This is a genomic window from Bacillus sp. MT(2024), from assembly GCF_036362845.1.
GTDB classification, from domain to species: Bacteria; Bacillota; Bacilli; order Bacillales; family Bacillaceae; genus Bacillus; species Bacillus velezensis.
This window is the reverse complement of the sequence record NZ_CP143632.1, coordinates 3,411,869-3,424,156: the sequence shown is the minus strand read 5'-3', so window position 1 is coordinate 3,424,156 and position 12,288 is coordinate 3,411,869. Positions and strand designations below refer to the sequence as shown.

General features: G+C 49.0%; 9 protein-coding genes. 8 read left to right on the top strand and 1 reads right to left on the bottom strand.

The features are described from left to right. Positions 1 to 101: 101 nt before the first annotated feature. Both uvrB and uvrA read left to right on the top strand, forming a co-directional pair. Positions 102 to 2,087 carry an excinuclease ABC subunit UvrB gene (gene uvrB, locus VP472_RS17125; RefSeq protein ID WP_003151439.1) on the top strand — a complete coding sequence of 662 codons (1,986 nt, stop codon included), beginning with the start codon at positions 102 to 104 and terminating at the stop codon, positions 2,085 to 2,087. A gap of 7 nt (positions 2,088 to 2,094) precedes the next feature. Continuing rightward, a complete protein-coding gene (uvrA, locus tag VP472_RS17120) occupies positions 2,095 to 4,968 on the top strand; it encodes an excinuclease ABC subunit UvrA (protein WP_146275602.1) in 2,874 nt (957 codons plus the stop codon). 48 nt (positions 4,969 to 5,016) lie between these two features. On the opposite strand, the gene VP472_RS17115 is transcribed toward uvrA, so the two are convergent. After that, positions 5,017 to 5,256: a hypothetical protein gene (locus tag VP472_RS17115; protein ID WP_003151443.1), complete on the bottom strand. Its 240-nt coding sequence runs from the start codon at positions 5,254 to 5,256 to the stop codon at positions 5,017 to 5,019. Positions 5,257 to 5,454: 198 nt separating this feature from the next. On the opposite strand from VP472_RS17115, the gene VP472_RS17110 reads away from it, so the two are divergent. The 6 genes from VP472_RS17110 (at position 5,455) to VP472_RS17085 (ending at position 12,158) form a co-directional block, all read left to right on the top strand. Further along, positions 5,455 to 5,781, top strand: a complete 327-nt coding sequence (locus VP472_RS17110) for a hypothetical protein (RefSeq protein ID WP_003151444.1) — start codon at positions 5,455 to 5,457, stop codon at positions 5,779 to 5,781. Positions 5,782 to 5,805: 24 nt separating this feature from the next. Further along, entirely contained in the window at positions 5,806 to 6,903 is a 1,098-nt protein-coding gene (locus VP472_RS17105; RefSeq protein WP_070082446.1) for a DUF4097 family beta strand repeat-containing protein, read from the top strand. A 4-nt stretch (positions 6,904 to 6,907) separates the two neighbouring features. After that, complete coding sequence (locus VP472_RS17100; RefSeq protein WP_003151448.1) at positions 6,908 to 7,102, top strand: PspC domain-containing protein; 195 nt, start codon at positions 6,908 to 6,910, stop codon at positions 7,100 to 7,102. Then, a complete protein-coding gene (locus tag VP472_RS17095; protein WP_014418984.1) occupies positions 7,103 to 7,462 on the top strand; it encodes a phage holin family protein in 360 nt (119 codons plus the stop codon). It begins immediately after the preceding gene. A 93-nt stretch (positions 7,463 to 7,555) separates the two neighbouring features. Next, on the top strand, positions 7,556 to 11,425 hold the full coding sequence (locus tag VP472_RS17090; RefSeq protein ID WP_153986740.1) for a metallophosphoesterase: 3,870 nt from the start codon (positions 7,556 to 7,558) through the stop codon (positions 11,423 to 11,425). Between the two features lie 157 nt (positions 11,426 to 11,582). Next, positions 11,583 to 12,158: a TetR/AcrR family transcriptional regulator gene (locus VP472_RS17085; RefSeq protein WP_146275596.1), complete on the top strand. Its 576-nt coding sequence runs from the start codon at positions 11,583 to 11,585 to the stop codon at positions 12,156 to 12,158. Positions 12,159 to 12,288: the final 130 nt, after the last annotated feature.

Below are 12,288 nucleotides of genomic sequence, written 5' to 3'. Positions count from 1 at the left end.
AAAATAAACCATCGAACTTTAGTTCGTATTTTTAGTGATTTTGCCCGTCATTGTGTTACTATATCAATAGGAAGATTTCGTAAAGAAACGGAGGCTTTTTTGTGAAAGATCGTTTTGAGTTAGTCTCGAAATATCAGCCCCAGGGAGATCAGCCGCAAGCGATTGAGAAGCTTGTCAAAGGCATACAGGAAGGCAGAAAACACCAGACTCTCCTGGGTGCGACAGGGACGGGCAAAACCTTTACCGTGTCCAATCTGATTAAAGAAGTGAATAAACCGACACTGGTCATTGCCCATAACAAAACCCTTGCCGGACAGCTGTACAGCGAGTTCAAGGAATTTTTTCCGAACAACGCTGTCGAGTATTTTGTCAGCTACTATGATTATTATCAGCCGGAGGCGTATGTGCCTCAAACGGATACATTTATAGAGAAAGACGCTAGTATTAATGATGAAATTGATAAATTGAGGCACTCCGCGACATCCTCTCTGTTTGAACGGAGAGATGTCATTATTATCGCGAGTGTGTCATGCATATACGGTCTCGGTTCGCCTGAAGAATACCGGGAAATGGTCGTGTCGCTCAGACCGGAAATGGAGATTGAGCGGAACGAGCTTCTGAGAAAGCTTGTGGATATCCAGTATGCCCGCAATGATATCGACTTTCAGCGCGGGACGTTCCGCGTGCGCGGAGACGTTGTGGAAATCTTCCCGGCTTCCCGTGACGAACATTGTATCAGAGTGGAATTTTTCGGAGACGAAATTGAGCGGATCAGGGAGGTCGACGCTTTGACCGGAGAAATTCTCGGCGACCGTGACCATGTCGCGATTTTCCCGGCTTCCCACTTCGTCACCCGGGCGGAAAAGATGGAAAAAGCGATTCTGAATATTGAACAGGAGCTTGAGGAGCGCTTGAAAGTGATGCACGAAAACGGCAAGCTCCTTGAAGCGCAGCGGCTTGAGCAGCGGACGAGGTATGATCTTGAAATGATGCGGGAAATGGGTTTTTGCTCAGGGATCGAGAACTATTCAAGACATTTGACGCTCCGTCCTCCTGGTTCTACGCCGTATACGCTGCTTGATTATTTTCCGGACGATTTTATGATCGTCGTTGATGAATCACATGTGACGATTCCGCAGGTGCGCGGCATGTTCAACGGTGACCAGGCGAGAAAACAGGTGCTTGTCGATCACGGGTTCCGCCTGCCGTCAGCGCTTGACAACCGTCCGCTCCGATTCGAGGAATTTGAAAAGCATATGCACAATATCGTGTACGTGTCGGCGACTCCGGGACCGTATGAAATTGAGCATACGCCGGAAATGATCGAGCAGATCATCAGACCGACGGGACTCCTCGATCCTCTCATTGACGTCCGTCCGATCGAAGGACAGATTGATGATCTGATCGGCGAGATTCAGGCGAGGATTGAACGGAATGAACGCGTTCTCGTGACGACTTTAACGAAAAAAATGTCAGAGGATCTGACCGATTACCTCAAGGAAATCGGCATCAAGGTCAATTATCTGCATTCCGAGATTAAGACGCTTGAACGGATTGAAATCATCCGTGACCTCCGCCTCGGAAAACATGATGTGTTAATCGGCATCAACCTGCTGAGGGAAGGGCTTGATATTCCGGAAGTGTCACTTGTCGCCATTCTCGATGCGGATAAAGAAGGCTTCCTCCGTTCTGAACGTTCGCTGATTCAGACGATCGGACGGGCGGCCAGAAACGCGGAAGGCCGCGTCATCATGTATGCCGATAAAATCACGAATTCGATGGAAATCGCGATTAATGAAACGAAGCGCCGCCGGGAACAGCAGGAGCGCTTTAACGAAATTCACGGCATTACGCCGCAAACGATCAATAAGGAAATCCGCGATGTGATCCGCGCGACGCAGGCCGCTGAGGATAAAGAAGAATATAAAACAAAAGCCGCGCCTAAACTGGCGAAGATGACGAAGAAAGAACGCCAGAAAGTCGTTGAGCAAATGGAGCACGAAATGAAAGAGGCGGCCAGAGCGCTTGATTTCGAGCGGGCGGCAGAGCTTCGTGATTTACTGTTAGAGCTTAAAGCGGAAGGATGATGAACACATGGCAATTGACCGGATCGAGGTGAAAGGCGCAAGGGCGCACAATTTAAAAAACATTGATGTAACGATTCCCCGGGATCAGCTCGTCGTCGTGACGGGCCTGTCCGGATCGGGAAAATCATCCCTTGCCTTTGACACCATTTACGCGGAAGGACAGAGGCGGTATGTTGAATCGCTTTCTGCCTATGCGCGCCAATTTTTAGGGCAGATGGATAAGCCGGACGTTGATGCGATCGAAGGGCTTTCTCCGGCGATCAGCATTGATCAGAAAACGACAAGCCGCAATCCGCGGTCAACCGTCGGAACGGTAACGGAGATTTATGATTATCTCCGGCTGCTGTACGCGAGGGTCGGGAAGCCGCATTGCCCGGAGCATGGCATTGAAATTACGTCGCAAACGATCGAACAGATGGTTGACCGGATTCTTGAATATCCGGAGCGGACGAAGCTTCAAGTGCTTGCGCCGATCATCTCAGGCAGAAAAGGCGCCCATGTCAAAGTGCTTGACCAAATCAGAAAGCAAGGTTACGTAAGGGTGCGGATTGACGGAGAAATGGCCGAGCTTTCCGACGATATTGAACTTGAAAAAAACAAAAAGCATTCCATTGAAGTAGTCATTGACCGGATTGTCGTCAAGGAAGGGGTTGCCGCCCGGCTTTCCGACTCACTGGAAACCGCGCTCCGCTTAGGGGAAGGCCGTGTCATGATAGATGTCATCGGTCAGGAAGAGCTGATGTTCAGCGAGCATCACGCCTGTCCGCTGTGCGGTTTTTCTATCGGGGAGCTTGAACCCCGGCTGTTTTCGTTTAACAGCCCGTTCGGCGCCTGCCCGACTTGCGACGGTCTCGGCTTGAAGCTGGAAGTGGACCCTGAGCTCGTCATTCCCAATCCTGAACTGTCGTTAAAGGAACACGCCATCGCGCCGTGGACGCCGATCAGTTCACAATATTATCCGCAGCTTCTTCAGGCGGTCTGCCGCCATTACGGCATTGATATGGAGACTCCGGTCAAAGACCTGCCGAAGCATCAGCTTGATAAAGTGCTGTACGGCAGCGGCAATGAACGGATCTACTTTAAATACGAGAATGATTTCGGACAAGTGCGCGAAAATGAAATTGAATTTGAAGGTGTGCTGCGCAATATTGAGAGACGGTATAAAGAGACAAGCTCCGATTATATCCGTGAACAGATGGAGCAGTACATGTCACAGAAGCCGTGCCCGACGTGCAAAGGCTACCGGCTGAAGAAAGAAGCGCTTGCCGTTTTGGTCAACGGGCGCCACATCGGCACCATTACCGAGCTTTCCGTCGGCGATGCGCTGGAATTTTTCAAAAACCTGACGCTGTCTGAGAAAGATATGCAGATTGCCGATTTAATCTTAAGAGAGATTGTGGAGCGGCTCAGCTTTTTAGATAAAGTCGGTCTTGATTACCTGACGCTGAGCAGGGCGGCGGGAACGCTGTCAGGCGGAGAAGCCCAGCGTATCAGGCTTGCGACGCAGATCGGCTCCCGTTTGTCAGGCGTCCTGTACATTCTTGATGAGCCGTCCATCGGCCTTCACCAGCGTGACAATGACCGTCTGATCAGCGCGCTGAAAAACATGAGGGATCTCGGCAACACACTGATTGTCGTGGAGCATGATGAAGATACGATGATGGCTGCCGATTATTTGATAGATATCGGTCCGGGCGCCGGCATTCACGGCGGCCGCGTCATATCGGCGGGGACGCCTGAAGAAGTGATGAATGATGCGGATTCTCTGACCGGACGTTATTTGTCAGGGGCTCAATTCATCCCGATGCCTCCGGAGAGAAGAAAGCCTGACGGCCGGTACATTGAAATCAAAGGCGCTTCAGAAAACAACCTGAAAAAAGCGAACGCCAAATTCCCGCTCGGCACTTTTACGGCGGTGACAGGTGTGTCCGGTTCCGGAAAAAGCACGCTTGTGAATGAAATTCTGCATAAGGCGCTTGCGCAAAAGCTTCATAAAGCCAAAGCGAAACCGGGAAGCCATAAAGAAATCAAAGGCCTTGACCATCTTGATAAGGTGATCGACATCGACCAGGCGCCGATCGGCAGGACACCGAGATCAAATCCGGCAACTTACACGGGTGTGTTTGATGATATCCGCGATGTATTCGCGCAGACAAATGAAGCAAAGGTGCGCGGCTATAAAAAAGGCCGGTTCAGTTTTAATGTAAAAGGCGGGCGCTGTGAGGCCTGCCGCGGCGACGGCATCATCAAAATTGAGATGCACTTCCTTCCTGACGTGTACGTTCCGTGTGAAGTATGCCACGGCAAACGTTACAACCGGGAGACGCTGGAGGTCACATACAAAGGAAAAAGCATTTCCGACGTTCTGGATATGACGGTGGAAGATGCTCTGTCTTTCTTTGAAAATATCCCGAAAATCAAACGCAAGCTTCAAACGCTTGCTGATGTCGGACTCGGGTATGTGACGCTCGGCCAGCCGGCGACGACGCTGTCAGGGGGAGAAGCGCAGCGCGTCAAGCTCGCTTCCGAGCTGCATAAGCGTTCCACCGGCCGGACGCTGTATATTCTGGACGAACCGACGACAGGCCTCCACGTTGATGATATCGCAAGGCTTTTAGTTGTGCTTCAAAGACTCGTCGATAACGGTGATACCGTTTTGGTCATTGAACACAATCTCGATATCATTAAAACGGCGGACTACATCGTCGATCTGGGACCTGAAGGCGGAGCGGGCGGCGGCATGATCGTAGCCTCCGGGACGCCCGAAGAAGTTGTCGAAGTGAAAGAATCATATACGGGCCGCTATCTGAAACCGGTAATGGAACGCGATAAAAAACGGATGAAAACATTGCTGGCCGAAAAAGAAACGGCAGCCACGTAATAGATCAATAACAACAGCCCAAAACTCATCGGTTTTGGGCTGTTGTTGTTACAGGCTTTTTTTCTGTTGGGGAAGCTGTCTGCTTAAATGCATTAAGTCCTGCAGAATATGGGTGCTGCTGCTGTCCAGCAGCACTTTTATATATTGGATATCATGGGAAATGGGAAGAGGGGCTGCTTTGATCTGTTCCAATTCAGCCAGCATTTCGCTGTTCATTCTTTTCTGTTCGCGAATTAAATTTCGAAGACTCTCTTCCGTTACTTGGGCGTTTTCGGGATCTTTCTCCATTTGTATGTCCTCCTTGCATACGGTCAGGCTTTGTTACATATTGTAATCGGTTCGGGGAAAAGATTCTATAGTGAAATCTCTGAAACCAAAAATTACGTATAACGAAGCATGTCCTTAGCATGAAAATGAAACCCGCTCATTCGTCATACGTATGTATAAGGAAGGGTTTTTTACATCACGGCACAGGGAGTGTTTTTATTGAACCGAAATCAAGCGATTATCGCATCAATCTGTTATTTCAGCGTGTTTCTCGCGCCGCTCATTCTTCCGATTGTGGCTTATTTTGTCGTCGATGAAAAAGAGACGAAGCGGCATGCCATGCGCGCTCTGATTTCCCATATCATTCCGTTTGCGGGCTTGCTGATTGTGACCGCGGGTGTTGTCGGCGGATTGATTACGGCCCAGGGGGAGAGTATGGTGCCCGTTTTTGTTATGATAACAGGAGCAGCTGTTTATTTTCTGATCCTCATCGGAATGGTCATTTGGAATATCGTGCAGGGAATTAAGGTGTTACGCCAGGTGTAAGAAAAGTCGGAGGAGGAGTTTTGTATGAAACAGGAGAAAGAACGGATTTTAAAGCTTGTGGAAGACGGGATGCTGACGGCGCAGGAAGCACTGACGCTCATTGAAAAACTGGATCATGAATATAAAGAAAAAGAAGAGCAGATCACCGCATTATCTGCGGAGGTTCAGGAACCTGCGGAAGATTTCGAAAGCGGGGCAAAAGAAAGCCAAAAGCCGTCGCTCGGGGCGAAGCTGTTCGACTGGATTGATTCTGCCGTCAAAAAAGTGAAGGAAGCGGATCTTGATCTGAATTTCGGCCACGCACACGAAGTGCAGCATATTTTTCAATTTAAAGACAGTGAATTCTCGGCCATTGATATGCAGATCGCAAACGGCAGCGTCAATATCGTGCCGTGGGCGGATGAAGATATCAGAGCGGAGTGCCAGGCCAAAGTGTACCGGGCGGACAGTCAGGAGGCGGCGCGCACCGCATTTCTTCAGCATATTGAGTGTGAAGTGAAGGGCAATAAGTTTTTTGTCCGCACGGAAAAGAAAACGATGAAAACCAATGTTACGCTTTATGTTCCCCAGAAAGAGTACGATAAGATAAGAGTGAAGCTGTTTAACGGACCGATCAGAGGGGAACATTTACATGTAAAAGAATTCTCGGCGAAAACGACAAACGGCGTTCTGTCATTCTCTCATTTGACGGCTGAGAAAGCGTCGGCGGAAACGGCTAACGGACAAATCAAGCTGGCCGGACATCAATGCGGCGCGATTGAAGCGGAAACGATCAACGGCTTGATTGATTTGCGCGGATCGAGTGAATCCATTGACGTTCAAAGCTTTAACGGCAATATCATGCTTACCGTGACAGCGCCGCACTGCCGCTCCATCTACACGAAAACGACGACCGGAAACGTGGAGATCGCTCTGCCTGATGATTCGGCGGTGAAAGCGGAGCTCAAAAGCAATCTCGGCTCTCTCAGCCATGAGCTGATTGATGCGGAAATTTTAAAGGAAAAGAATGATACCATTCAAAAAGAACTGATGCTGGCATCAAATCAAGGCCATGATCAGCATCTCTCGATTTTCTCAGAATCGTTAACAGGAGCCATTAAGCTCAAGCATACTCAGAGGTGATTGGATGAAAAGACTTTACCGTTCAGAAAAAAACCGTAAAATCGCCGGCGTCGTCGGCGGTTTGGCGGAGTACATCAATATGGATGCGTCGCTTTTGCGCATTATAACCGTTGTATTAGCGCTTGTCACGAGCGGAATCGTGCCGATTGTATATATTATCTGGTGTTTTGTTGTACCATTAGAAGGAGATTTGAAATAAATGATCAAATGGGCAGTCAGCATTTTAGTAAATGCTTTATTATTAATCGTTATCGCGGGATATTTTGATTCCGTCCATATCAGCAGTATCGGAGCGGCTGTCATCGCCAGTGTGATTCTTTCTGTGTTAAATGTGCTGATCAAACCGATCATCGTCATATTGACATTGCCTGTCACGGTTGTGACCCTCGGCCTCTTTCTGTTTGTCATCAACGCCATTACGTTAATGATGACCGCAGCCTTGATGGGAGACAGCTTTCAGATTGACGGGTTCGGCACCGCCATTTGGGCATCCGTCGTGCTGTCCGTTTTCCACTTGCTGATCCAAAAAGGCATATTGGAGCCGCTTAGAAAAGGATAAAAAACAAGCTGTCCCGAGAGGGCAGCTTTTTTATGTGCGGTTTACATAAGCGGCAGCCTCCTGACGCAACATAATGCATAGGGAGGTAATGAGATGAAACTTGTGATGACGCTCTTTTTTCTGATTGGTTTGCTTTGTGTGAGTCCTTCTGCGGATGCGGCGCGCAAAGAATCGGCAATCCCCGTGAATCAGCAGGAATTCGGACAGCCGCCTCATTACATACCGCTTCTGGAGAATCCTCCCCAAATCGAAGTAAAGGCGGAAATGAAAAGAAACCTGTTCATACAGGCTCATGTACGGAATGCTGACTATCAAGCGTTTTCGGCGTTTCTTTTTTATAAACAAAGCAATGAGCTGGGGTTTAAGATGGTGCCGATGGAGCCCGCGCCAGGCGCAATCCGGCTGTTTACGGCCCAGGTTTCAAAACGGGATATCTGGAATGGAGAATTGGAATATTACCTCGTTTTCACTAACGGCAGACAGCGGGCGGAATCGGAGAAAAAGCGGCTGAAGCTGGACGGCTATCAAGCCGATTTGAATCATATTCCCGAGCTGATGATTACGGAGCTTGCGGTTGATACGAAAAATGAAGACGGCGCTGATGCCTATGAATTTATCGAGGTGTATAACACGACGGACAGGCCCATTCATTTTAAAGACTATCATATCCGCTACCGCTATCCGAAGGAAGGGCCGGAATCAGATATGATATGGAGGCCGAAAGAAGATACCGTCATTCCGTCAGGCGGGACTTACGTGTTTTGGCTGAGACGGGCCGCATCAGAACTGACGATAGATGATTTCAACCGCTATTACGGGACACATCTGAAGGAAGGAGAACATCTCGCCGTCATCGAAGGGACGGACGGAATGTCCAACGGCCGCCCGCGTACGGTCGTGCTGTCGGCAAATACCGGCAAGGATATCGCCTCAGCGCAATACCGGAAACACGCTTTCCGCCGGCTGACTTCTTTGCTGTACAAATATCCGCTGAACGGAACGGGAGAATTGCTGAAGATCTCCACGAGCGAGCATAAGCCGTCACCGGGCTCCGTTTTTCAGGCGCAGATTCCGCAGCAGAAAAGGGTGATCAAACCCGACAAGGAAAAACCGGTCATCGAAGACCTTACAGACAGAAAGCCCGTCCGGCCCGCTGAAAGCATTGAATTAAAGGCTGACATAAAAGACAAAAACCTTGTCAAAACAGCCGCGTTTTATTACCGGACCAATGAGAAAAAACCATTCAAACGAATTCTGGCCGAAAAAGACCGCAACGACAGCTTATACCATCACATTCTTTATTCCCCGGAACTGCTCGGCCAGGATCAGCTTGAGTATTATATCGCAGCCAGTGATGGAGAAAATGAAGCAAAAACGCCCGTCAAGATGATTGACATTGAACAGACGAGCAAATCACACGGACTCAGAATGAATGTTGAACCAGAAGATACGATATCCGGCACCTATCTGCTCAAAGCGACTTCCGACGTCAGCGCCGATAAGATCAAGCTGTGGATTGACGGCAAGCGGCAGGAGACCCGTCCGGCGCTGGAAAAAGAGGTCTATTTCGCCTTCGATGCCCGGAAAACGAATCTTTATTTTCAAAACACCGTCATGATGGAAAACGAGGTGCTGCACATTTTTGACGATCCGTCTCACCGCTACAGAACGCACTCGGTTCTGCTTCCGGAACGTCTGCTGCAAAAAGGCGGCAAAACACAGAAAGTATCCATCCGTTCGGGCTCAAAGGTTTCTCCGTATGACACGGGAGAGAATCGGGATGATTTTGTCGTGAAACATGCCCGTCTGGTGCTTTCGGACGGAACGGTGATCAAAGACGGGAAGACCGATCCGTCCGAGCAGCTGTTTATCGGTGACGGCAGGCGGGCGAATCAGCAGAAGACCTTCTCATTCAGCCTGCCGGATCATTTGTTTACGTCACGGCTGCTGCCGTGGAACACGGCGAAGCTTTCGGAAGGCTATCACCATATTTTTGTCAGCGACGGTGAGGAGCAGCTGAGCCAATCTGTGCGGGTGGACAATTCGGGGCCGAAGATTGTCCCGAGTATCAAAGAAGGCGCGGCGCTGAAAGGTAATGTTGAGCTGAATGCGGACATCCGTGACAAATGGAGCAAAGTGGAAGAGGTGAAAGCGTTTTTGGACGGAGAAAGCATTACGCTCCCGCATCACACGTCATCAGCCGATCTCAAGCCCGGAAAGCATACCCTTACCATCATTGCGGCAGACCTTGCCGGAAATGAAACAACGTCCGTCCGCACCTTCCATATCAAACGGGAGGAGCCGAACCAGCCGGAGCTTGCCGGTCAAAAAATCGGCGCCCGCAAAGCAAAGCTGTCCGTCCGGGTAAAAGACCCGACGAAGGATGACATGAATGTATCATTTTATCGCGGCTTCCGTTATACCGCGCGGAATCCGGGCAGCGTGAAAGTGTATAAACACGCCTCATTAACGGAACCGCCGAGGGGCATAAAAGAAAATGAAATGCCGTTTACCCTGCCGGAAATGAACCGTATCTCGGCAAATGACGGAAAAACTGTTTCGGCGGAAAGTGTGGAGCGTTTTCCTTATCACCGGTTCGAAGTCTCCGTTGACCCGTCTATTGACGAAACGGATCTGGCCGAGGCGGTCTGGAAAGGAAGCTCTCTGCCCGGCCGAAAGGTAACCATGTATATTTGGAATTACCGGACGAGCCGCTGGCAGGAGGCGGACAGCGTCCTTGCCAAAGATAAAAAGCCGTTTACATTAAAAGCCGCCGTTTCCGCAGCGGATGTGGTGAAGAACTCAAAAATGAATGTCATCGTGCAGGATCAAATACCGGCGAAAGGCAATTACACGTTTGTCTGGATGTCGGATACACAGTATTACGCACAAGGGCACCCGCACATTTTTGACAAAATGACGGAGTGGATCAAAGAAAATAAGGAAAAGCACAATATTAAATATGTCTTTCATACCGGTGATATTGTCGATGATTCAATGGTGATGAAACAGTGGAAAAACGCCGATCACTCCATGCGGACGCTTGACAAGGCGGGAATTCCGTACGGAGTGCTTGCCGGCAATCACGACGTCGGCCATAAAGACGGCACATACCGAACCTTCGGGGATTTCTTCGGGAGCCGCCGGTTTGAACAGAACATGCATTACGGCGGATCATACAAAAATAACCGCGGGCATTATGATCTGCTGTCGGCAAGCGGGAACGATTTTATTATGATTTATATGGGCTGGGGCATTACGGAACAAGAGATTGACTGGATCAATCAAGTGCTGAAGAGGTATCCGGACCGAACCGCCATCTTATGCTTTCATGAGTACTTGCTTGTGAGCGGAAATCGAAGCCCGATCGGGGAAACGATCTATCGAAAAGTCGTCAAGCCGAATCGCAATGTGGCGATGGTATTAAGCGGCCATTACCATAATGCCATGAAAAAAACCGATGCGCTTGACGATGACGGGGATGGAAAACCGGACCGCCTCGTCCACCAAATTCTGACCGACTACCAGGACGGTCCGGAAGGGGGGCAGGGCTTTATGCGCATTATGCAATTTGATCAGGCCGCCAATCAGGTTCACATGTTCTCCTACTCGCCGTACACGGATGACATCAATTACTATGACACCGATCTGTTCGCTGATAAAGACGAATTCTCAGCAGAAATGGATTTACAGCCGAAGAGGAAAAGGGTAGCGACCGATTATTTTGAATGCAACGTCTATACGAACGAACTGCTCGGTCATAAAAAACACGTAAAAAGCGGAAAAACCGCAAATTGGGTCTGGGACGGCCTGCAGCCTGATTCCGTTTATTACTGGTATACCGTCGTGAAGGATCCGTACAACGGCAAAAAAATATCACCGCTGTGGATGTTCAAAACGGGAAATACGCCGTATCACCCGGCTCCGGATCAGTTTGATTTCAGGCATGCCTCAAACCCATAACGAAAACATACAGCCTGCTGATCGCTCAGAAGAAAATCTGACGGTCAGCAGGTTTTTTTCTGTAACATGAATGGCGGTACTAAGTGTTTTTGACTTTTTTATGTCCCTTTTCTATACTAAAATCGATTGGTTTTCGTAATATGCAGGAGGAAACATAATGAACAGTAAAACCGGGACAAAAGAAAGAATTATTCAAACCTCTGCATATCTTTTTCAGATTCAGGGATACCATGCGACTGGTTTGAATCAAATTATAAAAGAGAGCGGAGCACCCAGAGGGTCAGTGTACCATCACTTTCCAAACGGAAAAGAAGAACTCGCCATTGCGGCGATCAAATATACGGGAAGATGCGTTGAAAAGCAGATACAGAATAGTATGTCTCAATTCGCGGACCCTGTAGAAGCGATTCAGCACTTTATTCATGTAACGGCTGAACAGTTTAATGACCCTCAGAATATTGAGGGCGTGCCGGTTGGATTGCTGGCGGGTGAGACCGCTCTGATCAATGAAACGTTAAGATGCACATGTGTTGAGGTGTTCAAGAAGTGGACGGATGTGTTTGCGGCAAAATTTCTTGAACATGGGTTTGAACAAGAGGAAGCGGAGAAGCTTGGGATGACAATCAACTCGATGATTGAAGGCGCAATCATGTTTTCATTGGCTCATAAAAACAAAGAACCGCTGGTGCTGATTTCAAAGCAGGTTCCGTATATTGTCCAAAACAGAGGATAGCATTTTATTACTCTTTTCTTTATAAAAATAGATACCGGAACCCCAGCCTCTTCGTTTTGACAGAGTCATAGAGAACATTCACCGGCTTGGTTTGAAAATGGCAGATCAAAAAAACATCTCCAACCCGTAA

What these genes read in the sequence shown, in the direction of transcription:
- VP472_RS17085 (WP_146275596.1), top strand. Translation starts at nt 11,583, where the DNA reads ATGAACAGTAAAACCGGGACAAAAGAAAGAATTATTCAAACCTCTGCA.
- uvrA (WP_146275602.1), top strand. Translation starts at nt 2,095, where the DNA reads ATGGCAATTGACCGGATCGAGGTGAAAGGCGCAAGGGCGCACAATTTA.
- VP472_RS17105 (WP_070082446.1), top strand. Translation starts at nt 5,806, where the DNA reads ATGAAACAGGAGAAAGAACGGATTTTAAAGCTTGTGGAAGACGGGATG.
- VP472_RS17090 (WP_153986740.1), top strand. Translation starts at nt 7,556, where the DNA reads ATGAAACTTGTGATGACGCTCTTTTTTCTGATTGGTTTGCTTTGTGTG.
- VP472_RS17115 (WP_003151443.1), bottom strand. Translation starts at nt 5,256, where the DNA reads ATGGAGAAAGATCCCGAAAACGCCCAAGTAACGGAAGAGAGTCTTCGA.
- VP472_RS17100 (WP_003151448.1), top strand. Translation starts at nt 6,908, where the DNA reads ATGAAAAGACTTTACCGTTCAGAAAAAAACCGTAAAATCGCCGGCGTC.
- VP472_RS17095 (WP_014418984.1), top strand. Translation starts at nt 7,103, where the DNA reads ATGATCAAATGGGCAGTCAGCATTTTAGTAAATGCTTTATTATTAATC.